This window comes from Sorangium sp. So ce1153, from assembly GCF_051521595.1.
Taxonomy (GTDB): Bacteria; Myxococcota_A; Polyangia; order Polyangiales; family Polyangiaceae; genus Sorangium.
Window position 1 is genome coordinate 12,251,532 of sequence record NZ_CP150361.1, and the last position, 26,937, is coordinate 12,278,468.

Below are 26,937 nucleotides of genomic sequence, written 5' to 3' on the forward strand. Positions count from 1 at the left end.
TGGAGGCGTGCTCATCCGGTCCGAGCGAGCTCCTTGCCGGCGGGCGTCTCCGCCCCGCCCGGCGTGGCGGTCTCCGTCCCGCCCGGCGTGGCGGTCTCTACCGGCTTCAGGTCGCTCGTCGCCGGCCCGCGGATGACGCGTCCCGTGCACTCGAAGCGCGACCCGTGGCAGGGGCAATCCCAGGTCCGCTCGGCCGGGTTCCACGCGACGATACAGCCGAGGTGGGTGCACACGGCCGACCGCTCGTGGACGTGGCCCTGCGGATCGCGGTAGACGGCGAGCTTCGTGAGCCCTCGTCGCACGATGGCGCCCATCCCCGGCGGGAGCTTCTCCACGTCATCGAGATCGCCGCCCGTGAGCCAGTCGGTGTACTGCGCGGCCGTGTTCAGGTTCTCCTTCAGGTACTCCGACGCCGAGTGCAGCGTGAGGTTCACGCGGCTCGGGTCGTAGAGCTCGGCCCACGCGTTCTCGCGGCCGTGGACGAGGTCGTTCACGAGGAGGCCGGCGATCGTCCCGTGCGTCATGCCGTTGCCGCAGTCGCCCGTCACGAGGAGGATGCGAGACTCCTTCTTGAGGCGCCCGATGAACGCGAGCCCATCGGCGGTCTCCATGACCTCTCCGGACCAGCGGTGCACGACCTGGCCCGCCTGGGGGAAGCGCTCCCTCGCCCACGCCTCGAGGCGCGCGTGGCGCTGGTCCGCGTCGTCGGCCTGACCGGTCTTGTGGTCCTCGCCGCCGACGATGAGGAGCTCGTCCGGCCCGTCGGCGCCGTCGACGTTGCTGAGGCGGACATAGTGGAACGGATCCTCGGTGTCCCAGTAGAGGCCAGCGGGGATGGAGCCCCGCGGCACGCGCAGCGCGATGACATAGGTCCTGTACCCCGCCTGCTTCAGGTGCACGGAGATCCACGGGAGAAACGGCGAGTTCGTGGCGAGCACGACCTCGTTCGCGATGATGTTCACCCCCCGGTCCGTCTTGACGACGACGTGCTCGGGCTCGGCCCGCTCGTCGACGTCGACGACGTGCGCCCTCGTGTAGATCTTGCCGCCGTGGCGCTCGACGGCGCGGGCGAGGCCAGCGAGGTAGCGGAGGATGTGGAACTGGCCTTGATCGGGGAACTTCGCCGCGATTCCGGTGTTGAGCCCTTCGAGGGGCGCCCGCTCGACGCCGTGAACGAGCTCGAGGCCGGCCTGGTGAGCGGCCTTGATCTCGTCCTCGATCGTGCTCGACGGGTGCCCCGGCGCCGCGAACAGGTAGCCCGGGACCCTGCGGAAGTCGCAGTCGATGCCCTCTTCCTGCACGATGCGCTCGATCGTGTCGATCGCGGCGGTATGGCTCGCGGCGGCCAGCCGGAGGCGCTCCTGCGAGTGGAGCTTCGCGAGCTCGGTCCAGCGGCGGTCGAGCGCGTTCACGATGTGCGCTGTCGTGAACCCGCTCTCACCCCCGCCGATCACGCCGTCGTCGAGGACGATGACGCCGCGGCCCTCCTTCGCCAGCATGTACGCGGTCGTGAGCCCGGCGATGCCCGCGCCGACGACGCACACCGTGGTCCGGTGCTCGGTGGCGAGAGGGGCGATGGGCGGGAGCGCTGCGTGGGTCCATGCAGTGTCTTTATCGTATGCTCGATCCGTCATTGAGGCCTCCGGTCGTGGCGAGCCGCCCGTGCCGAGCGGCGCTCCCAGTGCTCCCGCGCCCTGCAAACGGTTTGCCACGCGGTCGAGGCCGAGAGCGGCGCGTCATGCGCGCGAGCGGCGCCGGCTGCGTGGCAATTTGCGACAGCGCACGGCGACAGCGCGCGCAGCGAACAGAGCAGCTCGCGCGGACGGGCGGAGGGGCGGGGGGCTCAGCGGGGCGCGCTCGTGCGCGCGGGCTCGTGCGCGCGGGTGGCGCGGGTGTAGGGAGGGCAGGCCATCTTCAAAGCGGAATCGAATATACACCAACTCGTTACACACAGAAACGTGCCTGTTCACTTAGCATGGCGACGCTCGCCAGAGCATCCGGCGAGCTCTCGATCGCACCTCGATCGCTCCGACGACGCCGCGCTGGATGGCCTCGTCGCCACCGCCGGGGGCTGCGGACACGCATTCATCTGAACAGGAGGAACTCATGAAGAGACACCCGCGTCTCGTGGCGCTCGTCTGTCTTCACGCCGCGATGCACACCCTCTCGTGCGCAGCTCCCTACGACGAGGAGGGAGAGCCGATCGACCTCGCCGCCGAGGCGGTCGCCGGGCCGCCCGAGGGCACGGCGAGCACGCTCGACATCGCGTCCTGGAACATCGAATGGTTCGGCGACACGGCCAACGGCCCCTCGAACGAGACCCTGCAGCTCCAGAACGCCCGCGACGTCATCAGCGGCGCCGACATGGATATCTGGGGTGTCGCGGAGATCGTCAGCACCACCCAGTTCAACAGCCTCAAGTCGCAGCTGCCCGGCTACTCCGGGTTCCTGGCGAACGACGCGGCGGTGACGGGCGGCTCGGGCTCGTACAGCGCGACGGAGCAGAAGGTCGGCATCCTCTACAAGAGCTCCGTCGCGACGCTGCAGAGCGCCAAGGTCATCCTGACCGCGAGCGACTACGATTTTGCCGGCCGGCCGCCCCTCGAGGTGAAGCTCTCGGTCACGCTGGGCGGCGTGACGGACAACGTGGTGGTCATCGTCCTGCACGCGAAGGCGACCAGCGACGCTCCGAGCTGGCAGCGCCGGCAGAACGCGTCGAACGCGCTCAAGTCGTACCTCGACACCAGCTACCCCACCGGGAAGGTCTTCGTGGTCGGCGACTGGAACGACGACGTCGACACCTCGATCACCGCCGGGAAGGCGTCGCCGTACCAGAACTTCGTCAGCGACTCGCTGGACTACACCTTCGTCACGAAGGCGCTCACCGACGCCGGGATCTCGTCGACGACCGGCTATCCGGACCTCATCGATCACCACCTGGTCACCAATGATCTCAGCGCCTCGTACGTGTCGGGCTCCGTCAAGGTCTATCCAGCGGACTCTTTCATCCCGAGCTACGGTACGACGACGAGCGATCACTTCCCCGTGTTCAGCAGGTATACGTGGAGCGGTGGTGGCGGCGGGTCCGCGCAGGTCATCCTCAACGAGATCTGCGCGAACGAGCCGGGAAGCGACACGGCGGGCGAGTTCATCGAGATCGTGAACGTGGGCGGGACGTCGGCGTCGATCGGCGGGTGGACGCTCTCGGACGCGACGGGCGTGCGGCACACGTTCGCCGCGGGCACGACGCTCGCCGCCGGCAAGGCGATCGCCGTGTTCGGCGGCGCCTCGGCGATCCCGGCGGGGCTCACGAACGCCGTGGCGTGCTCCAGCGGCACCCTGAGCCTCGGCAACGGCAGCGAGCAGGTGTGCCTGAAGGACGGCGGCGGCGGCGTGAAGGATTGCTTCACCTACACGAGCGCGCTGTCGGGCACGGACGGCGTCTCCATGAACCGGAGCCCCGACGGCGGCGCGAGCGGCACCTTCGTGCTGCACACCGCGGTCGGCGCCGGCTCGTCGTCGGCCGGCAAGCGCGCCTCCGGCGCGGCCTGGTGAGCCGATGAGCGGATGAGCCGATCGGCCGGGTCGCTCGACGGCCGAGGGCCGGCGTCACCCCTGGTCGAAGGCGTGCCGCCGGAGCTCCGCGTCGAGCCGCACCACGGATCGGGCGTGCGCGCGGCGCATCGGGGCGAAAAGCCCCGGGTGGACGCAGGCCGCGAGGATCTCGAGCGACTCGACGATGCGCGGGCCAGGGCGGTTGAAGAAGGCGTTGCCGTCGGCGACGTACACGCGGCCTTGCGCCACGGCGCGATAGCTCGCCCACGGCAGCGCGCGGGGGAGGAGCTCGAGCTCCTCGAGCGTGCGCTCGAGGGTGAAGCCGCACGGCTTGATCAGCACCACATCCGGGTCGAGCGCGGCGAGGTCGGCCGGCGAGAGCGTGGGCGCGTGGTCGCCGGGGCGCGTCACGAGCGGCTCCCCGCCCGCGAGGGCGATGAGCTCGGGCATCCACACGCCGCCGATCATGACCGGCTCGATCCACTCGACCGCGAGCACGCGCGGCCTGTCCGGGGCCGCGGCCGCGCGGGCGGCGACGGCGGCGACGCGCGCTTGCAGCTGGTCGAGGAGCGCCTCGCCGTCGGCCGCTCGGCCGATCGCCTCGGCGACGCGGCGGATATCGGCCCAGATGTCGCCGAGCCGCGTCGGGTGCAGGTTGACGATGCGCACGTCGCTCCGCGCCAGCCGGACGACCGCCGCGCGCACGTCATCGAGCGAGACGGCGCATACATCGCAGAGGTCCTGCGTCACAATCACGTCCGGCCGCGCCTCGCGGAGGGCGTCCACGTCGATGTCGTAGACCGCGAGCGCGTCCCGGAGGACGTCGCGGACCGCGGCGTCGATCTCCCGGCTGGAGCGCGCCGGCCCGAGCCGGGGGCGCGTGAGCACCGGGAGGCCCCGGAGCCCTTCCGGGAAGTCGCACTCGTGCGAGATGCCGACGAGCTCGCCCTGCGCGCCCAGCGCGCAGACGATCTCGGTCGCGGACGGCAGGAGGGAGGCGATGCGCATGCGGGAATTCTATGCAGCGAAAGGGCGCCCGCGCCTACCTCGAGACTCCCGGGCGCGGCGCGGCGCGGCATGGCGTAATCGGCCGACCCGAGCGGTGTGCTAGAGGAGGAAGAGGAGGAGACGAGAGGCCACCATGAGATTGCAAGGCAAGATCGCGCTCGTCACAGGCAGCAGCCGGGGGATCGGCCGCAGCATCGCCGTTCGCTTTGCCCGCGAGGGCGCCGACGTGGCGATCACGTACCACAAGAGCAAAGAGGGCGCCGAGGAGGTGCTGGCCGAGGTCGAGGCCGCCGGACGGCGAGCTCATCTGTTCTCCGTCGACGTCGCCTCCGTCCAGAGCGTGCAGGGGCTGATCAAGGACGCAGTCGCGCACTTCGGTCGGCTCGACGTGCTGGTCAACAACGCCGGGCTGGAGAAGCGGGCGCCGTTCTGGGACGCGACCGAGGAGGACTACGATCAGGTCATGAACACCAACCTCAAGGCGGTGTTCTTCGGGAGCCAGGCCATGGTCCGGCACCTGCGCGAGGCCAGGCGCCCCGGCAAGATCATCAACATCAGCTCCGTGCACGAGGACCTGCCGTTTCCCAACTTCGCCTCGTACTGCGCCAGCAAGGGCGGCGTGCGCATGCTCACCCGCACCCTCGCGGTGGAGCTGCGCGGCACCGGGATCACCGTCAATGCCATCGCGCCAGGCGCGATCGAGACGGAGATCAACGCCGAGCTGCTCAAGGACCGCGACAAGCTGAACGCGCTGCTCGGGCAGATCCCGCTCGGCCGCCTGGGCAAACCGGATGACGTTGCCGGGCTGACCGTGTTCCTCGCCTCGGCAGACGCCGATTACGTGACCGGCTCGACGTACTTCGTCGATGGCGGGCTGACCTGGGACTACGAGGAGCAATAGGCGCAGGAGAAGCAAGGGAGCAAAGAGAGCAGGAGACGAGGCGCCGGCGACCTCGCCGGAGGCGGGTCGGTCGGTCGGCCTGGATACCGAGAAAAGCTCTCGACGAGATGCAATGCGCCGTGGCAGCGCCCGCTGCGGCGCGCCGCCGCTGGAGCGCACCGCAGCGGGCGGCTCGCCTCCCCCGGCGCGGGCCGCATCCCCCCGTGTTTTTGCGATACGCGGCCGGCGCCGTGTGGCACCATGCGCGCATGACGGAGCTCAAGAGCTATACAGGTGGCTGTCACTGCGGGAAGGTTCGCTACGAGGTGAAGGTGGACCTGAGCGCTCCGGTGGGCGTGTGCAACTGCTCGCGCTGCTCGAAGCTGGGCGCGGTCCTGGCGTTCGCGCCGGTGGACCAGTTCACGCTCAAGGAGGGCGGAGACTTCCTCACGGACTACCAGTTCAACAAGAAGGTCATTCACCACGTGTTCTGCTCGGTGTGCGGCATCGAGTCGTTCGCGCGGGGGACGGGCCCCGACGGAAAGGAGATGTGCGCCATCAACGTCCGCTGTCTGGACGACGTCGATCTCGACGCGCTCAAGACAATGAAGTTCGACGGCAAGAGCATCTGACCGCAGGGGCGCTGGCCGGGTCCGAGGCGACCGCGGCCAGCGCCGTCCCGGTGCGCGCGATCGCGGCGCCGGCGTGGAGCGCTCGCGCGGATCGAGCCCGGCCGCGGCCCTTGACGTCCGGGCCGCCCGTTTCACGTTGCCCGTCATCGACGGCCTCCGCTGGACGCGCGCAGTAGCGCGGATCCAGCTGGCCCCCCAGCCCGAGGTGACCATGAGCGACCAGCGCCGCGAACAACCCCCGACCGAGCGGTCCCCGAACGAGCCCGCGCGAGGCGCCGACGCACCCGGGCAGCCCTCCGGCGCGGCAGCGGAGCGCGCCGGCGCCGGTCACCCCGGCATGGTGCCGAACCCGACGCTGAACCGCTCGGCGCGCGCCGGGCGCAAGACCGAGGACGAGCAGCTCCTGAACCGGCCGGAGCTCGCCAGGCCCGCCGCCGACTTCACGCACTCAGACCCGTGGCGGGTCCTCCGGATCACGGGCGAGTTCGTGGCCGGCTTCGACGCGCTCGCGCACGTGGACGCCGCGGTGGCCATCTTCGGCTCGGCGCGGACGCGGCGAGACGACCCGGATTACGCGGCGTGCGTCGAGCTCTCGCGGCGGCTCGGGGAGCAGGGGTTCGCGATCATCACCGGCGGAGGCCCCGGCATCATGGAGGCGGCCAACCGCGGCGCGGCGGAGGCGCAGGCCATGTCGATCGGCTGCAACATCGAGCTGCCGTACGAGCAGGCGGTGAACCCGTTCGTGCAGATCCCGATCAATTTCCGCTACTTCTTCGTCCGGAAGACGATGTTCATGAAGTACGCCGAGGCGTTCGTCATCTTCCCGGGCGGCTTCGGCACACTCGACGAGCTGTTCGAGGCGCTGACGCTCGTGCAGACGGGCAAGGTGCAGAACTTCCCGATCGTCCTCTACAACCGGCGGTTCTGGTCCGGCATGGTGGAGTGGATCAAGCAGAGCATGCTGGCGGAGGGCAAGATCTCTCCTGACGACATGAAGCTCATGATCGTCACCGACTCGATCGACGAGGCCTGTCAGACGATCGTCGACTGCTACCAGCGCAGGTGCTGGGAGCCCAGGCAGCGCGCCGCGGCGGACCCGATGACCGGCGGCCCGCCAGGCGCGGTGGCGCGGCCGGAGCACGCGGGCGAGCACACCGGCGCGGCGCCGGAGCAATGAGCGAGAGAGCGCGCGGCGGGCGGACGGAGCGAGAGAGCGCCTCCTGCGCCAGGCGGATTGCGGTCACGCACCTCGCGGTCCCGCACCTCGCGGTCACCTCGTTGCTGTAGCCTGCTGCGGCTGACGTCGACCGGTTCTCGTCGAACCGGCGGGGCAGGCGGGAGGCAACCAGGGCATGGTGAGAAGATTTCTTTCGCTGATCGGGATTTGCGGGTGCGCGCTGCTCGTGGCCTGCGGCGATGATGGCGCGGGCGGCAGCGGCGGCGCGGGCGGCAGCGGCGGCGCGGGCGGCAGCGGCGGCAGCGGCGGCGCGGGCGGCAGCGGCGGCGCGGGCGGCGCGGGCGGCGCGGGCGGCAGCGGTGGCACGGGCGGCGCGGGCGGCGAGTTGGACTTGACCGAGCTGTATCAGGCGGCAGTCGCCGACGCCGAGATCGCTGAAGAGAGCGAGCGCGTGGACACCTTGACGGCGATCGATGATGAGAACAACGGGCTCGTCCGCGACGCCGAAGATCGCGTGCTGATGGTCACCTGGACGTCCTACGCCGGGTACGACGAGCTGGTCGGCGAGGAGACGGATCTCGCCGTCGAGGTCTGGGTCACGGCGGCGCCGGAGCTCCAGGCGTTCTGCCGCGCGCGCGGGCTCGAAGGGTCAGCCCTTTCCTTGCGGCTCGAGCAGCTGCTCGGCCTGCCTCCGGGCAACGGCAAGGATCGCGTCGTCCAGCTCTGGGTGCCTGCCGCATCGCTGTTCCGCCCGAGCCCGGACCTGGAGATCGACGACTCGGTCGCCGAGCTCGACTTCCCGACCGGCACGCCGCAAGAGCACGTGGACTGGTTCAACGACCTGAAGGCGACGTCCTATGGCGAGGATGGCTATCCGTGGACGCGCCTCGGGTACACGTACGACTGGAGCCCTGACGGCGAGGAGGTCGGCCTGAGCGAGTTCGTGATCAGGCAGGGCACGACCGTCGTCGTGGACTCGGTCACGCCGCAGGACGAGTACTGCCTCCCCGCGCCATGACGCGGCCGGACCGGGGGGCGCGGCGGCCTCCAGCCTCCCGGTCGAGCTCGGCCACCCTCCCGGCGTCGATGAATTCGGGAGCAAGACCCGGAGTGCTGCGCTCTCTGCCGCGAGTTAACCTCACCTCGTGACGCGCGAGAAGCGCCGGAAGGAGGGACACGACATGTCCGGAAAGACCCATGCGCTCGCCGCCGCCGTGGAGCGCGACCCTCGCTGGGCCGCCGTGGTGGCCCGCGACGCGAGCGTCGATGGCAAGTTCTTCTACTCGGTCAAGACGACTGGCGTGTACTGCCGCCCTTCCTGCGGCGCTCGCCCGGCGCGGCCCGAGAACGTCGGCTTTCATCCGACCGCTGCCGCCGCCGAGCGGGCGGGGTTCCGGCCGTGCATGCGCTGCAAGCCGGACCAGCCCCCGCTGGCCGAGCGTCAGGCGGCCCAGGTCGCCGCGCTGTGCCGGCTCATCGAGGGCAGCGCCGAGGTGCCGCGCCTCGAGGAGCTGGCGCGCCACGCCGGGCTGAGCGTCTTCCACACCCATCGCCTCTTCAAGGCCGTGACCGGGGTGACGCCGAAGGCGTATGCGGCGGCGCACCGCGCCAGGCGGGTCAGGGCCGAGCTGGGCAAGGACGGCACCGTGACCGAGGCGATCTACGCGGCCGGGTACGGCTCGGGCGGGCGCTTCTACGAGGAGTCGAACCGGGTGCTGGGCATGACGCCCACGAGGTACCGCGCCGGAGGCGCGAACATGGATGTCCGCTTCGCGATCGGGGAGTGCTCGCTCGGCTCCATCCTGGTCGCCGCCACGGCGCGGGGCGTTTGCGCCATCCTCCTGGGCGACGATCCGGAGGAGCTGGCGCACGATCTGGAGCGCCGGTTCCCGCGGGCCCACCTGATCGGCGGCGACGCGGCGTTCGAGCAGCTCGTCGCGAAGGTGGTGGGCCTCGTGGAGAGCCCTCGCGCCGGCGTCGAGCTGCCGCTCGACGTGCGCGGCACGGCGTTCCAGCAGCGCGTCTGGCAGGCGCTGCGGGACATCCCGGCCGGCGCGACCGCGAGCTACGCGGAGGTCGCCAGCGCCATCGGCGCCCCCGGCGCGGCCAGGGCCGTGGCCCAGGCGTGCGCGGCCAACGCGCTGGCGGTGGCGATCCCCTGCCACCGCGTCGTGCGGAACGACGGCGGCCTGTCGGGGTATCGCTGGGGCGTCGAGCGCAAGCGCGCGCTGCTCGACCGGGAGGCGAGCGGATGAGCGCGCGCCGCGGGGTGGTCCCCGCCGCGACGAGCGTGGAGGAGCGGGCGGCGTCGGTCGACTGGGCGCGCGTGGCGCAGGAGCTGGACGCGCAGGGCTGCGCGGTGCTCGATGGCCTGCTCACCGGGGCCGAGTGCGGCGACCTGGCCGCGCTGTACGCGCGCGACGAGCTCTTTCGCAGCCGGGTGGTGATGGCCCGGCACGGGTTCGGGCGCGGAGAGTACAAGTACTTCGCGCACCCGCTGCCCGGGCTCGTCGCCGCCCTGCGCGCCAGCGTCTATCCGCGCCTCGTGCCCATCGCCAACCGCTGGAGCGCGGACATGGGCCTCGAGGTGCAGTATCCGGAGGAGCACGCGCGCTTCGTCGAGCGCTGCCACGCCGCGGGCCAGGTCCAGCCGACACCGCTGCTGCTCCAGTACGGAGAGGGCGACTACAACTGCCTGCACCAGGACCTCTATGGCGAGCACGTCTTTCCGCTCCAGGTCGCGATCCTCCTGTCCGAGCCAGAGCGCGACTTCACGGGCGGCGAGCTCGTGATGACCGAGCAGCGCCCGCGCATGCAGTCTCGACCGATGGTGGTGCCGCTGCGCCAGGGCGACGCGGCGGTCTTCGCCGTGCGCCACCGGCCGGTGCAGGGCACGCGCGGGGTGTACCGGGTCAGCATGCGGCACGGCGTCAGCCGCGTGCGCTCGGGGCACCGTCACACGCTGGGTGTCATCTTCCACGACGCGGCGTGAGGGCCGCCGGGAGCCGCGAGCCGTTCAGGCTCCCGCAGCCGGCGCGAGCGGCACCTTGAGGTAGACGCGATCGACCTCGATGACGACGCCGATCGACTCGAGCGCGAGCTGCGCGCCGGGGCCCAGGATCGAGAGCAGCCATCGGCCGTCCGGCTGCCGCTGGAAGTGCTCGATGCGCACCGCCTTCTGGGAGACGAGCACGTAATCGGTGATGGAGGGGACGCTCCGGTACTGCGCGAACTTGTCGCCGCGATCGTAGGCCTCTGAAGAGTCAGAGAGCACCTCGACGATCACGTTCGGGTTCATGAGCGTGTCGACCTCGGCGTCCTCGAACACGGGATCTCCGCAGACGACAGAGGCGTCTGGGTATACATAACGTCCCGTGGACGGGATCTTGACCCGCATGTCGGAGGTATGGACCTCGCGCGGCCGCTCGAGCAGCGCATTGCCCAGCTCGCGCTGGACGCTCCCCGCAAGGAGGCTGTGCTCCCGGGAGCAGCCCGACATCGCGAAGATCTCGCCGTTAGCGTACTCGTGCTTCTGCTCGGAGGCGCGCTCGAGCGCGAGATACTCCTCGGGCGAGAGTCCGGTGCGCGTCGCGGGCTGCCCCATTGCGAGCAGCGTAGTGCGTCCGCCGACCGAGCGCGAGGCGCCCGCCCGTCGGCCTGCTTCGGCGCGCAGCCACGATGACCAGCGTCACGCCGGCCGCTACTCCGCCGGCTCCTCTTCCCCCAGCCGATCGAGCTCGCCCCACAGCTCGTCGAGGTCGAGCACCAGCCCTTCACACCCCGGTACCACCTCGACCCGCCCGCTCGCGGCGCCCTGCGCCCACACGTAGCGGCCATCCGGGCCGAGCTCGTAGATCTCCAGCATCCTCGTCGCCGGATCGAGCAGCCAGTACCAGCGCACGCCGAACGCCGCGTACTCGCGCAGCTTCTCGATGCGGTCGCGGTGCACGTCGCGCGGCCGCGGCGAGACCACCTCGATCATCACGTCCGGCGGGCGCCGCATCGGCCCGCGCCGCGGCGGGGGCTTCTGCCCCGGCAGGATCATCGAGACGTCCGGCTTGCGCCCGCTCCCCTTGCGGAGAAGGTACTTGAGCTCCGAGCCGGCCACGAAGGCCCCACGAGCCGCCGCCCACACGCCGAGCACCCGGACGAGCCACATGACGGCGGTCTCGTGGATCCAGTCCGGCACCTCTTCCTCCACGAGCACGCCACCGACGAGCTCGCCCGGCTCGTCCTCGGACAGCTCGACCCACGCCTCGTCGCCGAGGCGTCCCGAGCTGTCCAGAGCAACGGCGGCACCGGCCATCACGAGACGAGGATAGCACAGGCCAAACCCCGGGCGGCAGCAGCGCTCCCCTGCCCCCTCCACTCAGTTACCCCTGCTTACCCCTGCTCCGCCGGCGCCGCCGCCCCCGGCGGTGGCGTGGCCGCCTCCGCCTTCTTCTTCTTCCGCCGGCTCTCCAGCCACGCCCTCCGCTTCTCGACCCACTTGGCGAGATCCTTCGCCAGCCATCCGCCCTTCTGCCGCCCCACGATCTCCCGCAGCAAGAGCGCGGCCTGGCCGTGGCCGATTCGCATCGCGAACAGGTCGTCCATCACGATCTTCGCCCACCGCGTCCGGCGCACCGAATCCATGTGATCGACGAACTGCTCGATCCGGAGCAGCACCTTGGTCCCGACCCCCGTCTTGCCCGTCACCACCAGCGCCGCGGTCTTCTCCTTGTCGAGCGCCTCGAGCCTCCGGATCGCCCCGTCGATGAGGTTCGCGTGCTCCGCCCACTCGGCGCCGCCCTGCTCCTTCGCCGCGCGCACCGCCGCGAGCGCCTCGCGCAGGTCGATCAGGCCGAAGTCCGAGTACGACAGGAAGAACGTCAGCACCTCGCGCCGCGACGACGCGTTGCTCTGCATCCGCTCGATCGCCGTCCGCACCCGGTCCATCGAGAGCCACCGGTAAACGAAGTCGAGCCCCGTCCCCTTGATGTTCTGCGACCCCATCAGCCGCGCGTCGAACCCCGGCGGGATCTCGCGCGTGATGAAGTCGATGACCTTGTCCCCCTTCGCGTCAGCGTTCCACAGCACCGCGATGCGCTCGAGGAACAGCTCGCGGAACGCCGTCCGGAACGCCTGGTTCGCCTCGGCGTCCGCACCCCGCGACAGCGCCGCCTCCACCTCGGCGCGCGCCTTGTCGCGCCGGGCCAGCCGCCGCGACAGCCGCGCCGCGTGGTGGATGATGTCCGGGCGGATGTCGTCCTCCCCCGCCGGCGGCGCGTGCGCCTCCAGCGCCTTCTTCACCGCCGCCTCGATCGCCTCGGGCTCGCCCTTCTTCCCCGCCACGTCCGGGCCGCCCACGATCGCCGCCGCCGCCGCCTCGTCGATCGCCGGCAGCGCGCGCAGCATCCGGGTGAGATCCTCCTCGAACGCGCCCGCCCGCGCCGGCACGCCCACCTTCTTCATCTGCTCGTCGAAGCGCTCCAGCGCGCGCTCCTTGCCCCCGTCGCCCGTGATCACCATGTCGCGGAGCCGCGCGTCGAGCCCCTCGGTGATGAACTGCATCATCCCGCCGAGGTTCGAGTTGATCAGCACCACGTGATCGACCCCGATGTCCTCCACGACGATCTGCGCGAACACGCGCGACCGCGCGACCCGGTCCGCACGGTTGTTCACGACCATCACCGACGCCTTGCCGGGCGTCGCGTCGATGTCGTGCTTGTCGAACGCGAGCCGCGTCCAGTTCGACATGAACCCGGCGCGCTCGTTCGCGCTCATCCCGTTCGAGAACGTCAGCTTCCTCCCCCGGTAGCTCACCGTCGGGTACGTCTTCAGCACGCCGAGGTCGAGGATCACGTGGTCCGCGATCTCGACCAGCGCGAACTCGCGATCGACGCCGAAATGGTCCGCGAGCGCCAGCACCAGCGCCACGTTGCGCGGGTGCTCCTGGTAGGGCAGCCGGTCCAGGAGGTCGACCGGCAGGAGATCCGCGTCGATCGGCGGGATCGCGACGAGGTTCGTCCCCCTGCGCTGCGCCGCGTCCTTGAGCAGCGGGAGCATCTGCTCCTCCGTCGTGAAGGACAGCCCGTCCGTCGGCATGAAGCGCGCGATCACCCGCGCGACGTCCTCGCCCCCGGGGCCCTGGATGTCCTCGTGGTCCGGGTAGGCGTTCGTGAGCGTCGTGATCTCGTCGCGCATCCACTCGGAGCAGAGCGTGTCCACGAACAGCGGCTGGAGCGCCATGCACTCCCACAGGAACACCTGCGCGCGGAGGTTCCGCCCGGCGGTGAGGATGTTCCGCTGCTCCCAGATCGTCGCCTTGTCGTACGGGCGGTAGATGAAGATCTCCTGCGCCGGCAGGTCGCGCATGGCGTGGATGAACATCGCCTCGCAGCCGGTCGTCTTCACGACCACGTCGTACCGGAGCGCGTGGAAGAGCGCGGCCTTGAGCCGCTCCGAGCCGCTCTTGCCCCGCGTCCCCCACCCGCCGATCGAGAGCGGGATGCCGCGCCGCGCGCGCTCGATCTGCGTCATGATCCACGCGGCCCGCAGCACCATGTACGCGAGGACGATGAACACGACCCACGCGAGCTGCGTCGGCACGTTGCCCGCCGGCGACACGAGGTACGAGAAGAAGCTGTCGATCCAGACGGGCACCGACGGGCCGGCGAGCCAGTCGCGGCCGAGCTGGAGCACGGAGGGCAGCGCGACGGCGAGGTACTTGCTCGGCAGGTGCGGCTCGATCGCGTACGGCCGGCCGTCGACGTCGCCGCCCGTGTCGCCGAGCGCGACCGTGAAGCCGAGCTCGCCGGTCATCAGCGTGAACTTCTTCTGCTCGGCCGGCTCCTGCGCCACGAGCGCGCGCATGCGGGCCTGCGCGTAGCGGTCGTAGCGCAGCGTGAGCAGGGCGCGGGCGCGCAGCCGGTGCGCGAGCTTGGCCGGCCCGCGCACCGTGACCGTGCCGCGCGCCGTGATGAGGCGGATCTCGCGCTGGGTGAGGCTCGCGGCGGCGAGCAGGTCGTCGATGCGGGGCATGAACGGCCCCCAGCCGCCGACGGGCGGGTAGACGTGGCGCTCGCCCGGCACGCGCGTGGGCGTGACCTCCGCCATGCCGACCGGCGGCGCGACGAGCTCGCCCGCGAACAGGCGGCCGCTCGTGTGCATCCACCCCTTGCGCTTGTCCGGCATCGGCGTGCGCAGCTCGTGCACGAGCCGCCAGAGGCGGAAGCCGCGCGGCTCCCCGCGCGTGAGCACGTAGCGGCCCCGGCCCCGGCGCCGCAGCGTGTAGGTCATGTCCCCGCGCGACGCGACCGCGAGGGCGCGCTCGATGTCGCGGGGCTCGGCGTCGCGCGGGATCTCGACCGGCGCGCTCTCGCCTTCGAGCAGCTCCGAGGCCGCGGCGACGACGGTCTGACGGATGCGCTCGGCGATCGGACGGCTCTCGACCTCGAGCAGCCGGAGCGCCGCGGCCGCGTCGTCGGAGAGGTCCGGCGCGATCGCCGGGCGGCTCGCGAACTCGGCGAGCAGGTCGACGAACGTCGTCGGCGGCAGGGGGGCGTACGGCCCGGCGCAGAGCGTGCGGACCGCCTCGAGCGCCGCGCGCGACGCGAGGGGCGGGCCGGGCTTCGCGAGGGCGAAGCGGACGGCGCGCTCGGCGAAGGGGGCGGCCTCCACGTGGTCGGTGGCGTGGCGGGAGAGCTCCCGCATGGCGTAGCCGCGGACGCGCGGCGACGCGTCGCCCTCGGCGAGCTCGACGAGCGCGGTCAGGGCCTCGGGGCTGCCGATCGCGACGAGCTGGCGCACGAGCTCCTGGCGGACGTGCTCGCTCGGGTCGTCGCGCGCGATCAGCGCGATCGCCAGCGGATCCGCGCTCGCGGGCGCCGGGCGGGCAGGCGGCGCGCTGACCGCGGGCTCCGCGCTGAGCCGGGGGGCCGAGTCGGGCGCGCGCTCGTCGGGCGCGCGCTCGTCGGACGCGCGCTCGTCGGACGCACCGGAGCGCGCGGGCTCCTCGATCCCCTCGCCCGCGCCGCCGGCGGCGAGGGCGTCGCCCTCCGGGGCCTCGCTCGGCGTGCTGCCGCGGCCGGCGTGCGTGCCGTTCCAGACCGGCGGGTCCTGGGCTGCGCCGGCGCGGCGCGCGGGGCGCGCGCCGTCGATCGGGATCACCAGGGCCGAGGGGCGCGCGGCCGCGCCGAGGAGGCGCAGGGCGTTGCGGCGGAGGATGGGGCCGTCCTTGTCCGCGGGGTCGCGCGCGCGGATGCGCTCGGCGAGGAGCGAGAACGCCTCGTCCGGGAAGAGGAGGACGCCGATCTCCAGCGCGGCGATCTGCACCCAGCGGGGCGCGTTGACGCCGCGCGACCACGCCAGCACCGAGCGGGCCGCGTCGAGCCCGAGGTGGCCGAGCCGCTCGCGCGCCGGGATGCGGTGCAGCAGGGCGACGGCGGCGAGCAGGGCGGCGCGGCGGACGGGCGCGGGGCGGCTCGGCTCGGCGTGCGCGATCGCGAGCCGGAGGACGCCGCCGTCGCGGGCGACGTGCAGCGCGTCGGACGGGTCGTCGAGGTGGTGCGCGAGGTCGGTGAGCGCGTGGTAGGCGACCTCGATCTCGTCGAGGCGGTCGGCGATCGCGGTGGCGAAGCGCTCCTGGGCCGCCTCGAGGTCGAGGCTGCGGCCGAGCGCCGACATGTCGCCGGCCTGCTCGACGCGGGCGGCGGCCCAGCCGAGCAGGGAGAGGCCGCTCTTCTTGCGCTCGCGCGCCCAGACGCGGAGCTGCCGCGCGAGGAGCTCGCGCCGCTCGGCGGGGGTGGCGGCCGACTGGTAGGCGAGAGCGAGCGCGGACTCGGCGCTGCGCAGCCGGTCGACCTCGGCGACCGCGCCGTCGGCGCACCGGGCGAGCGCGGCGATGAGCGCGGGCCTCGGGTGCTCCTCGTCGCCCAGCTCGGCGGTGACGCGCGCGACGACCGTGGCGATGGCGCGCGGGCGCAGGCGCACCTCGATCTGCGGCAGGCTGTCCTCGATGACCTCCGCGAGCGTCCGCGGCGCGGCGGTCCAGGTGTCGGTCGACGGGCGCGAGCTCACGGCACCTCCGCGCGACGACGATCGCGAAGGGGCCGGCCTTGCGGCGGGGAGCGAAGGACACCGTGCGGCGAGACCATCGGCGGGCGAGCAGGGTACACCTTCGCGCGGAGCTGTCGCGAGCCGCTCTTCACGCGCCCGCGCGTCCCCGGAAGCACCCCCGGAAAGAGAGGCGGAGTCGCGCGCTGGACGCGCCTTGTCGTGGTCGTCTTGAACACACGCGCCAGCGCGCGACGCGGCGCGCTGGACAGATCAGGCCGCCTCGGGCGCGCGCTCTCCGCTCAGGGCGAGCCCTCGGCGAACGTGTCGCAGTCCTCGATGCGGCCGCCCTGCATGCCGCGCTTGAACCAGGCGACGCGCTGCGCGGACGAGCCGTGCGTCCACGTCTCCGGGTTGACCCTGCCGGTAGCGCTCTTCTGAAGGCGGTCGTCGCCGATCGCGGACGCCGCCTGGAGGGCCTCGTCCGCGTCGCCGGCCTCGAGCAGGTCGCGCTTCGCCGTGGAGTGCGCCCAGATGCCGGCGAAGCAGTCCGCCTGGAGCTCCATGCGCACGGAGAGCGCGTTCCGATCGCTCGGACGCGCGGCTTGCTGCTGGCGCATGCTGCGCTCGATCCCGAGTACGTTCTGCACGTGGTGGCCGATCTCGTGGGCGAGCACGTACGCTTGGGCGAAGTCGCCGGGCGCGCCGAAGCGCGCCTTGAGCTCGCGGTAGAAGCCGAGGTCGATGTACGCCGTCCGGTCCGCCGGGCAGTAGAACGGGCCCATCGCCGATTCGCCGACGCCGCACCCCGACCTCACGGAATCGGTGAACAGCGTGAGCTTGGGTGCCGGGTAAGTCTGCCCCGCCCGGCTGAACGTCTGCTTCCACACGGCCTCGGTGTCGTCGAGGACGAACGAGACGAAGTCGACGAGCCGCTCCTCCTCGGGCGAGCTCGCGCGCTCGGTCTGCGCGCCGGGGAGCGACACGCCCTGGCCGAGCCCCGAGTTGAGGAGATCTTTCCCGAAGACGAGCGAGAGCACGAGCAGGATCACCGTCCCGCCCATGCCGAGCTTCGCTCCGCCGGATACGCCGCGGAGGTCTTGGAGGTTCGCACTGCGTTTTCCAGGTGTCCAGCGCATGACAACCGCAGGTATAGCGTGGACTCCATATCAGGCGCCACCCTACCTTTTGGTCGGGACGTTTTGCATTGCTCGCGTTGAGCGTGGCGTGGGTGGCGCGGGAGCGCGGAAGCGCGCGAGCGACTCGCCCGCTGGGCCGCGCTGCAGGGCGATGGCACCTCACGGCGCGTCGACGCCGGCCCAGATCACCGGGACGCCATAAGCCAGCATCAACCGATCTGCGGTGACGAGGTGCAGACCCTCGGCGTGCGACTGCGCGACGAGGATCCTGTCGAACGGGTCCTTGTGGTGCAGTGGCAGCTGCGCGAGCCGGAGGACGTGCCGCTGCTCGATGGGCAACTCGAGATACCCTTGAGCGGCGAGGCTGTCGGGTATGTAGTGCTCCGGAGCCGTCGGAAGCTTCAGCTTGCCGAGCCCATGCTTGATGACGATCTCCCATGCACTCGCGACGGACAGGAAGACGTCATGCCGCTCGTCGGTGAGCAGCTCCACGACGTCAGAGCGCAGCCGGTCCGGCGCGAGAAACTGCCACAGCCAGCAGTGCGTATCGACGAGGAGCCTCACGTCTCGCCTTCAAAAGCACGCTGGATCTCATCGGGGAGCGGCGCATCGAAATCCTCCGCGATCCATCCGTTTCCGACGTCCTTGCCGATGGCGTCGCGTCGATTCGGCACCTCTCGTGCTTTCACTACCACCTCCACGATCACCTCCGCCGGCCCTGGCGGGAGCTCGTCCGGCAGCTTCAGCTCGATGCGATGATCCGCAGGGATGACGATGTTCAGCCTCGCTCGTTGCATGCTGTATTCCTCGCGTCCCCGCATCCTAGCGCCCCTGGACCGCCCGCCAAGGTCAAGGCGGCCCTGTCAACCTCAGCCGCGGCGCCCGCAGTCGTCCGGTGCTCGCTTGCGGCCCCCGAGGGCCGGTGGGACCATGCGCGCCATGATGAGCAGAACGCACCTCGCCTCCCCCCTCGGCGTCGCGCTCGCGGCGCTGGCCCTCGCCGCCGGCTGCAACGAGCCCGCCGGCGCGCCCGGCGGGGCCGCCGAGAAGCCCGCCCAGACGGGCGCCTCCAGCGCTGCCCAGCCCGCAGCGCTCAAGCCCGGCGACGCCGCGCCCGACGTGACGCTCACGCTGCACGACGGCAAGGAGGTGAAGCTCTCGAGCCTGCAAGGCAAGCAGGTGCTCGTCTATTTCTACCCCAAGGACGACACGCCGGGCTGCACCGTTCAGGCCAAGGGCCTGCGCGACGGCTGGGCCGATCTCCATGGCGCCGGGCTCGAGGTCTACGGCGTCTCGACCCAGGACGCGCAGAGCCATCAGGCCTTCATCCAGAAGTACGAGCTCCCGTTCCCGCTCGTCGTCGACGCCGACGGCGCCGTCGCCAGGGCGTTCCACGTGCCGCTGCGCAACGACGTCGCCACGCGCCAGTCCTTCCTCATCGGCAAGGACGGCAAGATCAAGCAGGTGTGGCTCGAGGTGGATCCCAAGGAGCACGCCGCGGCGATCCTCGCCGCAGCGAAGAGCTGAGCGCCTCTCCCGCCTCGAGCGCTCCCGCGGCGGGATCAGGGTCGAGCCCTGGCCATGGCAGCGGCTCTTCCCTACTCTCCGCCGCCCGTGGCTTCCGCCCCTCTCCGCCTCACCGAGAACCGCGACCAGCGCATCGCCCAGGTCCTGCTGTTCGTCACCCCGGCGATGTTCACCGCCAACATGGTGCTGGCGCGCGCCACGGCGGATTTCATTCCACCGGTGGCGCTGGCGGAGCTGCGCTGGCTGGGCGTCGTGCTGGTGCTGCTGCCCTTCTGCGGCCGCGAATTGTGGCGCCACCGCGCCACGCTGCGCCGCGGCTGGGCCAGATACGCCCTCCTCGGCCTGCTCGGCATGGGCATCTGCGGCGCCGGCGTCTACCGCGGCGCCGCCAGCACCACGGCCACCAATATCGGCCTGATCTACGCCGTCTCGCCGGTGATGATCATCCTGCTGTCACGGGCCATGTTCGGCGACCGGCTCAGCCGGCGCCAGGGCCTGGGCGCCGGGCTGGCGCTGGCCGGCGTGCTGGTCATCGTGCTGCGCGGCGACCCGGCGGCGCTGCTGGCGCTCAGCTTCAGCGCCGGCGACCTGATCATCCTTGCCGCCGCGATCTCCTGGGCGCTCTACACCGTGCTGCTGAAGCGCTGGCCCGATCCGCTGGGGGTCACAGCGCGGCTCACCGCGATCGCGCTGGCCGGGGTGATCCTCCTGCTGCCGCCCCTCGGCTGGGAGCTGGCCAGCCGCGGTCCGCCGGATTTCGACCTGCGCACCATCGCCGCCGTGCTGACCCTGGTCCTGGTGCCGGGCGTCGGCGCCTATGCCACGTACGGCTATATCACCAAGCACCTCGGCCCCGGCCGCACCGGCCTGCTGCTCTACATGTCGCCGGTCTATACCGCCGTGATGGCCTGGCTGCTCCTCGGCGAGACGCTTGCGCTCCACCACTGGCTCGGCGCGGCGCTGGTGCTGCCGGGCCTCTTCTTCGCCACCCACAAGCCGGCGACGACGTGAGTTTCCTGCGCCTCGATTCGCGATGTCATGGCGCAGGTGGAGGCGAATCTTTCCTGGGCCATCGAACAGATGAAACCCCGAGAAAACGAACCACAGAGGCACAGAGGGCACAGAGGGCACAGAGGGCACAGAGGGCACAGAGGGCACAGAGTTTTTTTGCTGTTCCTCTGTGTCCTCTGTGCCTCTGTGGTTCAAATCTCTTTGTTCCCGGCCGTTTCAATCGGATAGCGGTGCTCTGGCTAGGCGCTCACCGCCGGCGCGACCGCCGGTGCGGCGGCTCGGGGCTTCCAGAGACCGAGAGAGCGCGCGCACGGCAGCACCACCTGGGCGACCGCGGCGCGGGACAGCGCGCGCAGATCGGCGCCGGCGAGGCGGCCGTGCGCGGCGAGCGCGGCGGCTCGGCCGCGCGGCGCCTCCGCCTCCGCCTCCGCCGGAGGCGGCCGCTGGAGCGACTCCGCGGCGGCCTCGAAGACGCCGGCCACGGCGCGGCGGACCGGCTCGCCGCCGGCCCCGATCGCCCACGCCACCGTGAGCCACGCGAGCTCGGCGTGCCGGGCCTCGTCGTCCGCGATCGCCTCGAGCGCCGCGCGGACGGCGGGGTCCTCGGCGCGGGCGCGCCGCTCCGCCGCGAGCAGCGCGGCCACTGTCTCGCCGACGCAGCCTTCCTCCGCGGCGGCGCGCGCGAGCGCCACGAGGTCCGCGGCGACCGGGATCGCGGGCGGCATGGGGAAGGCGGCCGGGCCGACCGGCGCGCCCCGGTAGGCGGACGCGAGCGAGAAGCCGAGGCGGGCATGACCGACCTCGTCGAGCGCGGCGATGTGCGCGGCCTCGACGAGCGACGAAGGCGCGCCGTGAGCCATGAGATCCAGCGCGAAGCGCGCGAACGAGGCCACCGACGCGTGCTCCTCGAGCGCGCTCCTGAGCCAGCCTTCCGCGAGCGTCTCCCGCTCCTCGTCCGTCAGATGCGCGAGCGAAGGCTCCATCCCGCCGGGGCCGGTGCTCCTCCCGCGCGCGAGCCACCCTGCCTCGGCCGGCCGCGGAGCCGCCGTGCGCCGGTGCCCCTCCAGCATGAAGGGTCGGCCCACGGCGCAGGGGCCGGTTTCCTCGGCGACCACCTCGTAGCAGCACGCGCCGCCTCGCTGCGTCGCGTCGCTCTTCACCGAGCGGATCTCCTCCCTGCTCTCGCAGGGTGCATAGATGCTCCTGAACTCCTCCAGCGCCTGCTCGCGGTCGAGGCACGCCCCGAGCTCCTCGAACCACTCGAAGCAGCGAATGTCGGCTGTCTCGGCTGTGTCCGCGGCCTCGGCGGCCTCGGGATCGCCGCAGCCCGGCGCCGCGATCAGGAGCGCGGCCGCCGTCGAGGGGCCGGCGCTCAGCAACAGGCGGGCGATGAGCGTTCGTCGAAAGGATCGGTCGAGCAGCATGACGTGCACCTCCAGCCCATGCCCCGCTGCCTCATGAGCACAGCGAGGAGCTCGGAACATGGCGCCTTGTGCCGGCTGCTATCGCAAGCCATGTGCCACTCCGGCCGAGGCTACGTCACACAACAATGATCGAGATCGGCGCGGAGCGCGGCGCGCTCCCCTCGATCTTCGCGCCGCGTCGCTGACACACTCCGGCACTCCCCTGCCCGGGCGCGACCGTGCCAGCGCGCCCGGCGCTGCGCCGCGGCGCGACCTACAGCGGGCTCACGTTCGTGATGAACGACGCGTTCCGCAGGAGGCGCCGCTGGCCGAGCGGCGTCGTGAAGCCGCTCGCCCTGTTGAACGTCGACGAGTCCCCGCCGCAGCTCGGGTCGTTCCCGGCCCACCGCTCGGGGCAATGGGTCATGATGTAGTCGCGGTCCGGGTTGCCGGCGAGGCCCTTCCACCGCGTGTGCTTGACGCACGCCGCGCCGTCCACGGTCCACTCCGCCTCGAGGCTCATGCCGGAGCCCGCGGTCTCCGTCTGGATGGCGAGCGCGTCCCAGACGTCGATCGCCGTCCCGGACCTCGTGTGCGGCACGCCGTCGCCGCAGTAGTCGGCGCGCACCAGGCGGACGCACGCCTGATGGAGATACGAGAGATCCCTGCTCTCGCAGCTGCTCCCGTTGCACTCCACCCGGGGCGACCACGCGTTGTAGCCCCACTCGGCGCACTTCGCGAGCGCCGCGCCCTGGCAGCCGAACGTGAACTGGCTCCCGTCGTCCGAGTAGGCGCCGGTCGCCGCGTCCCAGGTCCCCCTCAGCGGGATCGCCTCGACGCCCTCGCCGCAGATGTTCGCCCAGATCCCGCCGACGACGTTGTACTTCACCGTGTAGTACCGGAGCCCGCCGCGCTCGGCGACGTTCGTGATGCGGACAGTCACCGTCGACAGGTCGTCCAGGACCGCCTCGAGATCCGCTCCGATGAAATCGCTCCCGCTGACGAGCCGACCGTCGCTCTCGCGCGTCCCGACCAGCGCCGTCGCGTTCAGGGAGACGCCGTTGAAGCGAACCCCGTTGAAGCGCACCCCGTTGAAACGCACCCCGTTGAGCTGCGTGCCGTTCAGGTACGTGCCGTTGAGGGTGAGGTTGTTCGACCCCAGCAGGGCGAGCGAGCCGTCCGCCAGCGCCTCCTCGTCCTCACCGCCGTCGACCTCCGCGGCGCACCCGACGCAGAGAGACAGGAGCCCGACCATCGACGCTGCCAGGAACCCTCGGTGGAACATGCTTACCTCCCGACGATGAAGCTGAAGCCGTGACGCCTCGTGCGTCGACGATCTCCCTTCCGGCTGTAGGCCTCCGGTCGCGCGGTGGACCTGGCCTGCGGCGCCGCCCGCGCGGCGCGTCAGATCAGCGGCGCCCGTCATGGTGGTGGAGGAAAGGAGGCACAGATGCGGAGACCGATCACCGGATCGAGAAAGGTGCCGTCAACGACGGTCCGATTGTCACTACGAACCGATGTTTGATCATAGAGGTAAGCCCCTCCGCGTAAAAGGACTTTATCCACCTCGATCGACGAAATCGCCCATTCGAGCACGTTCCCCGCCATGTCGTCGACGCCGAAGGGACTACGTGAGACAGGGTGCGAGCCCACCTCATCTGGACCCATCGTGGAGCTCTCCTTGCCGTAGGTCTCATCGAAGTTGGCGTCGCCGGGAGAGAGCCTGTCCCCGTGCGGGAAGATGCGGCTGTCGGCCCCGCGCGCCGCGCGCTCCCACTCGTGGTCGGTGCAGAGGCGGGCGCCGCGGACGCGGCCCGTCCGGTGGAGCCACGCGGCGTACTCGGTGGCCTGAGCGAAGGAGATGCCCGTGACGGGAAAACGGCGCCAGTCCTGCTGCGCCCGCGCCGACCGCGAGGGGTAGACGAGCGGCTCCCCGGCGCGCGCCGTATAGGCCTGCACCGTGGGCTGAATCGTGAGCTGCCACACGCCGTTCGGCAGCTGGCGCAGCCCGAGGGCGCCTGTCATGGCGCCGTTGCCCGCCTGGATCGAGGGGCGCCCGCGGGGCTCTCTCGGGAGGTCCTGGATGTAGTCGAGCCACTCCTGGAACGTCGTCTCGTGCCGCGCGATGAGGTAGGCACCCGTGCTGATCTCGTGCAGGGGGACGGTCGAGAGGAACGCCCACCGGTACATGTCGTCCAGGGAGGCGCCGAACAGGAAGCGGCCCGGCGGGACGTAGATGAACCCGGCGGGGACCTCGCCGGCCGGCGGGAGCGTGACGGAGAGCCGCAGCGACTCGCCGCGTCGGACCAGGAACGGGTAGCGAACGATGGTGCGGTTCCGCGCCTCGCAGGTCAGCAGGTAAGAGCCCTGGGGCAGCGCGAGGGGCGCGAGGGGCGTCGACCCGAGCCGCCGCAGGTCGACCAGCTGCCGGCGCCCCTCCGCGTCGCTCTCGTACCGCTCGATCGTGACGTCCGCGCCGGGGGGATCGGTCTCGATGGCGACCTCGGCGGGCGTGTTCCACCGCTGCCGGCGCGCGCCGTCGGGATCGTAGGTGGTCATGCGCTGGAGCAGCTCGTCGCGCAGCGCGATGTCGCCCCTCCTGTCCGCGGCGACCGCGCGCTCGTAGAGGACGTCGCCGAGCCGGTCGTGCGCGTCGTGGCGGGTGCCGTCGATCGTGAGCGCCGCCTCCAGCTTCTGGCCCACCTGCAGGGAGAGCTTCTCGGCCTCGGCGGCGCGCCCGCGCGCGCGCTCCCAGAGCGCCTCCCCCTCGTCGCGGCGCCGGTCGTCGAACGCCGCGAGCGCCTCCGCGCGGAGCGCCTCGGCCTCGGCGCTCGCGCGCGCGGCGGCGGCCGAGGTGACGGCCGCCTCCTGGATCCGCCGGTCCGCCCGCGCGGCCAGGTGGCGCGCCGCCCTGAGCTCCAGCGCCCCGTAGAGCAGCGCCGCGACGAGCGGCACGCCCACGACGAGGGCCCACCGGACCGCGCGCTGCGTGAGGACGGCGCGCCGCGACGCCCGCAGGAACGCCGCCTCGCGCGGCGGCAGCTCGCCCGGGTCGAGGCCCCTCGCCTCCTCCAGCTGGCGCGCGCTGAAGAGCGCGTCGCGGCGCCGGCCGAGCCGCTCCCACTCGGCGGCGGAGGCCTCGAGGCGCTGGCGCGTGGCGCGCTGCTCGCGCTGCTCCTCGAGCCAGTGGCGCAGCGTCCCCCAGCCGTGGATCAGCGCCTCGTGGGCGATCTCGTAGACCGTCCCCTGCTCGCCCTCGCGGGCGAACAGGAGGCGGCCCTGCACGAGCGCGTCGAGCGCCGCGCGCGCCGACCCGTCGCCGCCGCCCTGCGCGAGCTCGCCCTCGGCGCGGCGCGCCCGCGTGCCCTGCGGCGTGATGAGCGCGCCGAGGAGCCGCCGCGCGGCCGCGTGGACCGCGGGCGGCATGCGGCCGAGCACGCGATCGGCGTGGCGGGCGAGCGCGCCCTCGACGCCGCCGATCTGCGCGAGATCCTCGCTGCTGAGCGGCGCGTCGGGCGCGGCGCGGGCGTCCCACAGCTCGGCGAGCGCGAACTGGAGCAGCGGCAGCCCGCCCTCGGCGCGCGCCGTCGACTCGACGAGGGCGTCGACGACCGCGTCGGACTCGAACGCCACCCCCTTGGCGCGCGCCGGCCCGGTGATGGCCTCGCGGAGCTTGTCCGCCGACATCGGGCGGAGCAGGTAGAGCGCGCGCTCGATCTCGTCGCCCAGGCCGGAGATGCCGGCCACCCGCGCGAGGAAGTCGCCGCGCACCGTCGCGAGCAGGCGCAGCGAGGGCGAGCGCGCCGCGAACGCGCTGAGGACCTCGCCGACGAGCGCCGCCTCGCCCGGGTTGCTGAGCGTCGCGAGCTCCTCCATCTGGTCGACGAACAGCACGAGCCCGCCGCGCTCCCCGAGGCGCGCGCGGAGGTCGCGGGCGACCGAGCCCGGCGCCGCGCGCACGGCCTCGGCGATGCGCTCGGCGGGGGAGCCGAGGACGGGCTCGAGCGCGGCGGCCAGCGCGGCGAGCGGGTGCCGGCCGGGCACCATCATCGCCGCCTGGAAGTCGCGCCCGCCGCCGAGGGCGCCCTCGAGCACCAGCGAGAGCACGCCGGCGCGGCAGAGCGAGGACTTGCCCGAGCCCGAGTCGCCGGCGACGACGATCATCGGCTCGGAGCGCAGCCGGTCGAGGATCGTCCCCGTCTCGGAGCTGCGCCCGTAGAACACCGCGCGGTGCTCGAGGTCGAAGACGAGCAGGCCGCGGTACGGGTTGCCCTCCGGCGCGATCGCGGCGCGCCGGCTCCTCGCGAGCAGCTGCTCCAGCGCGTCGCGCAGCTCGTCGCCCGAGGCGAAGCGGGCGGCGGGGTCGATCTCGAGGCACCGCTCGATGACCGCCGCGAACCGCGTGTCGACGCCCGGCGCGCGCGGGGCGAGGGGCAGGGGCCGGTAGCACTGGGCGACGCGCGGCAGGTCACCCAGCGGCACGTCGTCGTGCGGCGGCGCGCCGGCGCAGAGCTCGTAGAGCACCGCGCCGAGCGCGTACACGTCGGAGCGGCGCGTCGCCAGGTCGCCGCGCCACAGCTCGGGCGGCAGGTAGTGCGGCGTGCCGCCGATGACGCTCTTCGTCGCGTCGAGCAGCCTCGTCGCCAGCTCGGCCGCCTCGCGGATCTCCCCGTCGAGCGGCTCGTCGCCGCTGCGCCCGAGGGTCGCGTCGGCCTCGCTTTGCGGCAGCGGGGTCGCGGTCGCCCCGCCGAGCTCGGCCGCGCCGGGCGTCTCGGCGAGCGCGCCGGGCCTGCGGCGCTCTTCCTGCCCGCGCGCGCGCCCGGCAAGCTCGGGCCGCGCGGCCGGCTCGAGGAGCTTGGCGAGGCCGAAGTCGAGGAGCTTCGCCTCGCCTTCCTCGGTGAGCACCGCGTTGGCCGGCTTGATGTCGAGGTGCAGCACCCCCCGGCGGTGGGCCGCCGCGAGGCCCCTCGCCAGCCCCGCCCCGAGCTCGAGCACGCGCTCCGGGGGCATCGGGATGCTGACGCGGTCGAGGCTCTGGCCGCGGACGAACTCCGAGACGATGAACAGCTGCCCCCGGAGCTCGCCGACGCGGTAGACGGCGACGACGTTCGGGTGCTGGATGCGGGCGGCCGCGCGCGCCTCGGCGAGCAGCCGCGCGCGCACCTCGGCGTCCGTCGTCGCCGCGCGGATGAACTTCACGGCGACCATCCGGTCGAGCAGCGTGTCGCGCGCGAGGTAGACGTCCCCCATGCCGCCGCTGCCCAGCTTCTGGACGAGCCGGTACTCCTCGAGCCGGCTCGGCGGGCTGAAGCTCGGCGGGCTGAGGCTCGACGGGCCGAGGCTCGGCGGGTCGAGGCTCGGCGGGCTCGAGGCCGACGGCGGCGGCGCGTCGGCCGCCCGCGTGTCCGCCGCGCCGGGGCGCAGGACGGCCTGCGAGAGGGTGGGGGCGGTCTTCTGTTTCACGGGGTCACGCCTCGCTCAGCGTGGCCTGGCGAATATACCCTTCAGGCGCGGACAGATTCTGCGGCGAAGTCGCCGACGAGGGCGCCTGTCGCGACGCGGCGCGCAG

20 protein-coding genes are annotated in these 26,937 nt (G+C 72.3%); 9 read left to right on the plus strand and 11 right to left on the minus strand.

What is annotated here, in order from left to right; all coding sequences use genetic code 11:
* Positions 1–11: 11 nt before the first annotated feature.
* Positions 12–1,634 carry an FAD-dependent oxidoreductase gene (locus WME85_RS44590; RefSeq protein ID WP_437830321.1) on the minus strand — a complete coding sequence of 541 codons (1,623 nt, stop codon included), beginning with the start codon at positions 1,632–1,634 and terminating at the stop codon, positions 12–14.
* A 472-nt stretch (positions 1,635–2,106) separates the two neighbouring features.
* Here WME85_RS44590 and WME85_RS44595 point away from each other — a divergent pair, with 472 nt between their 5' ends.
* Positions 2,107–3,555, plus strand: coding sequence for a lamin tail domain-containing protein (locus WME85_RS44595; protein WP_437830323.1), 1,449 nt, complete (start codon positions 2,107–2,109; stop codon positions 3,553–3,555).
* A gap of 54 nt (positions 3,556–3,609) precedes the next feature.
* Here the strand turns inward: WME85_RS44595 and WME85_RS44600 are convergent, their stop codons facing one another.
* Positions 3,610–4,563: an ABC transporter substrate-binding protein gene (locus WME85_RS44600; protein ID WP_437830324.1), complete on the minus strand. Its 954-nt coding sequence runs from the start codon at positions 4,561–4,563 to the stop codon at positions 3,610–3,612.
* Between the two features lie 133 nt (positions 4,564–4,696).
* Between WME85_RS44600 and WME85_RS44605 the strand changes: the two genes are divergently transcribed.
* From WME85_RS44605 to WME85_RS44630, 6 genes are all read left to right on the plus strand, one after another.
* On the plus strand, positions 4,697–5,464 hold the full coding sequence (locus WME85_RS44605) for an SDR family NAD(P)-dependent oxidoreductase (protein WP_437830325.1): 768 nt from the start codon (positions 4,697–4,699) through the stop codon (positions 5,462–5,464).
* A gap of 248 nt (positions 5,465–5,712) precedes the next feature.
* Positions 5,713–6,075, plus strand: a complete 363-nt coding sequence (locus WME85_RS44610; RefSeq protein WP_437305160.1) for a GFA family protein — start codon at positions 5,713–5,715, stop codon at positions 6,073–6,075.
* Positions 6,076–6,286: 211 nt separating this feature from the next.
* Entirely contained in the window at positions 6,287–7,252 is a 966-nt protein-coding gene (locus WME85_RS44615) for a TIGR00730 family Rossman fold protein (RefSeq protein WP_437830326.1), read from the plus strand.
* 175 nt (positions 7,253–7,427) lie between these two features.
* The gene (locus WME85_RS44620) at positions 7,428–8,270 is read left to right on the plus strand and encodes a hypothetical protein (protein WP_437830327.1); all 843 of its coding nucleotides are present in this window, start codon (positions 7,428–7,430) and stop codon (positions 8,268–8,270) included.
* Positions 8,271–8,433: 163 nt separating this feature from the next.
* Complete coding sequence (gene ada / locus WME85_RS44625; RefSeq protein ID WP_437830328.1) at positions 8,434–9,507, plus strand: bifunctional DNA-binding transcriptional regulator/O6-methylguanine-DNA methyltransferase Ada; 1,074 nt, start codon at positions 8,434–8,436, stop codon at positions 9,505–9,507.
* Positions 9,504–10,244 (plus strand): 2OG-Fe(II) oxygenase, encoded by a 741-nt coding sequence (locus WME85_RS44630; RefSeq protein WP_437830329.1) that lies wholly within the window; start codon positions 9,504–9,506, stop codon positions 10,242–10,244. The genes ada and WME85_RS44630 overlap by 4 nt, the downstream gene beginning before the upstream one ends.
* A gap of 24 nt (positions 10,245–10,268) precedes the next feature.
* Here WME85_RS44630 and WME85_RS44635 read toward each other — a convergent pair whose 3' ends face one another.
* From WME85_RS44635 to WME85_RS44660, 6 genes are all read right to left on the minus strand, one after another.
* Complete coding sequence (locus WME85_RS44635) at positions 10,269–10,856, minus strand: Uma2 family endonuclease (protein ID WP_437830330.1); 588 nt, start codon at positions 10,854–10,856, stop codon at positions 10,269–10,271.
* 96 nt (positions 10,857–10,952) lie between these two features.
* On the minus strand, positions 10,953–11,558 hold the full coding sequence (locus WME85_RS44640; RefSeq protein ID WP_437830332.1) for a Uma2 family endonuclease: 606 nt from the start codon (positions 11,556–11,558) through the stop codon (positions 10,953–10,955).
* A 77-nt stretch (positions 11,559–11,635) separates the two neighbouring features.
* Positions 11,636–16,312: a HEAT repeat domain-containing protein gene (locus WME85_RS44645; RefSeq protein WP_437830333.1), complete on the minus strand. Its 4,677-nt coding sequence runs from the start codon at positions 16,310–16,312 to the stop codon at positions 11,636–11,638.
* A gap of 278 nt (positions 16,313–16,590) precedes the next feature.
* Positions 16,591–17,427, minus strand: a complete 837-nt coding sequence (gene ypfJ, locus WME85_RS44650) for a KPN_02809 family neutral zinc metallopeptidase (protein ID WP_437830334.1) — start codon at positions 17,425–17,427, stop codon at positions 16,591–16,593.
* A gap of 159 nt (positions 17,428–17,586) precedes the next feature.
* Positions 17,587–17,991, minus strand: coding sequence for a type II toxin-antitoxin system VapC family toxin (locus WME85_RS44655; RefSeq protein WP_437830336.1), 405 nt, complete (start codon positions 17,989–17,991; stop codon positions 17,587–17,589).
* A complete protein-coding gene (locus WME85_RS44660) occupies positions 17,988–18,224 on the minus strand; it encodes a type II toxin-antitoxin system Phd/YefM family antitoxin (protein ID WP_437830338.1) in 237 nt (78 codons plus the stop codon). Before WME85_RS44660 ends, WME85_RS44655 begins: the two co-directional genes overlap by 4 nt.
* Positions 18,225–18,366: 142 nt before the next feature.
* Between WME85_RS44660 and WME85_RS44665 the strand changes: the two genes are divergently transcribed.
* Together WME85_RS44665 and WME85_RS44670 are read left to right on the plus strand one after the other, a co-directional pair.
* Positions 18,367–18,954, plus strand: coding sequence for a peroxiredoxin (locus WME85_RS44665; RefSeq protein WP_437830340.1), 588 nt, complete (start codon positions 18,367–18,369; stop codon positions 18,952–18,954).
* 54 nt (positions 18,955–19,008) lie between these two features.
* The gene (locus WME85_RS44670; RefSeq protein ID WP_437830341.1) at positions 19,009–19,965 is read left to right on the plus strand and encodes a DMT family transporter; all 957 of its coding nucleotides are present in this window, start codon (positions 19,009–19,011) and stop codon (positions 19,963–19,965) included.
* A gap of 239 nt (positions 19,966–20,204) precedes the next feature.
* On the opposite strand, the gene WME85_RS44675 is transcribed toward WME85_RS44670, so the two are convergent.
* From WME85_RS44675 to WME85_RS44685, 3 genes are all read right to left on the minus strand, one after another.
* On the minus strand, positions 20,205–21,389 hold the full coding sequence (locus WME85_RS44675; protein ID WP_437830342.1) for a ferritin-like domain-containing protein: 1,185 nt from the start codon (positions 21,387–21,389) through the stop codon (positions 20,205–20,207).
* Between the two features lie 253 nt (positions 21,390–21,642).
* Positions 21,643–22,653 carry an ADYC domain-containing protein gene (locus WME85_RS44680; protein ID WP_437830343.1) on the minus strand — a complete coding sequence of 337 codons (1,011 nt, stop codon included), beginning with the start codon at positions 22,651–22,653 and terminating at the stop codon, positions 21,643–21,645.
* A 137-nt stretch (positions 22,654–22,790) separates the two neighbouring features.
* Positions 22,791–26,831, minus strand: coding sequence for an nSTAND1 domain-containing NTPase (locus WME85_RS44685; RefSeq protein WP_437830344.1), 4,041 nt, complete (start codon positions 26,829–26,831; stop codon positions 22,791–22,793).
* Between the last annotated feature and the right edge of the window lie 106 nt (positions 26,832–26,937).

Bases quoted from the DNA above. Each gene is read 5' to 3' on its own strand.
- WME85_RS44590 (WP_437830321.1), bottom strand. From the start codon at position 1,634: ATGACGGATCGAGCATACGATAAAGACACTGCATGGACCCACGCAGCG.
- WME85_RS44595 (WP_437830323.1), top strand. From the start codon at position 2,107: ATGAAGAGACACCCGCGTCTCGTGGCGCTCGTCTGTCTTCACGCCGCG.
- WME85_RS44600 (WP_437830324.1), bottom strand. From the start codon at position 4,563: ATGCGCATCGCCTCCCTCCTGCCGTCCGCGACCGAGATCGTCTGCGCG.
- WME85_RS44605 (WP_437830325.1), top strand. From the start codon at position 4,697: ATGAGATTGCAAGGCAAGATCGCGCTCGTCACAGGCAGCAGCCGGGGG.
- WME85_RS44610 (WP_437305160.1), top strand. From the start codon at position 5,713: ATGACGGAGCTCAAGAGCTATACAGGTGGCTGTCACTGCGGGAAGGTT.
- WME85_RS44615 (WP_437830326.1), top strand. From the start codon at position 6,287: ATGAGCGACCAGCGCCGCGAACAACCCCCGACCGAGCGGTCCCCGAAC.
- WME85_RS44620 (WP_437830327.1), top strand. From the start codon at position 7,428: ATGGTGAGAAGATTTCTTTCGCTGATCGGGATTTGCGGGTGCGCGCTG.
- ada (WP_437830328.1), top strand. From the start codon at position 8,434: ATGTCCGGAAAGACCCATGCGCTCGCCGCCGCCGTGGAGCGCGACCCT.
- WME85_RS44630 (WP_437830329.1), top strand. From the start codon at position 9,504: ATGAGCGCGCGCCGCGGGGTGGTCCCCGCCGCGACGAGCGTGGAGGAG.
- WME85_RS44635 (WP_437830330.1), bottom strand. From the start codon at position 10,856: ATGGGGCAGCCCGCGACGCGCACCGGACTCTCGCCCGAGGAGTATCTC.
- WME85_RS44640 (WP_437830332.1), bottom strand. From the start codon at position 11,558: ATGGCCGGTGCCGCCGTTGCTCTGGACAGCTCGGGACGCCTCGGCGAC.
- ypfJ (WP_437830334.1), bottom strand. From the start codon at position 17,427: ATGCGCTGGACACCTGGAAAACGCAGTGCGAACCTCCAAGACCTCCGC.
- WME85_RS44660 (WP_437830338.1), bottom strand. From the start codon at position 18,224: ATGCAACGAGCGAGGCTGAACATCGTCATCCCTGCGGATCATCGCATC.
- WME85_RS44665 (WP_437830340.1), top strand. From the start codon at position 18,367: ATGATGAGCAGAACGCACCTCGCCTCCCCCCTCGGCGTCGCGCTCGCG.
- WME85_RS44670 (WP_437830341.1), top strand. From the start codon at position 19,009: ATGGCAGCGGCTCTTCCCTACTCTCCGCCGCCCGTGGCTTCCGCCCCT.
- WME85_RS44675 (WP_437830342.1), bottom strand. From the start codon at position 21,389: ATGCTGCTCGACCGATCCTTTCGACGAACGCTCATCGCCCGCCTGTTG.
- WME85_RS44680 (WP_437830343.1), bottom strand. From the start codon at position 22,653: ATGTTCCACCGAGGGTTCCTGGCAGCGTCGATGGTCGGGCTCCTGTCT.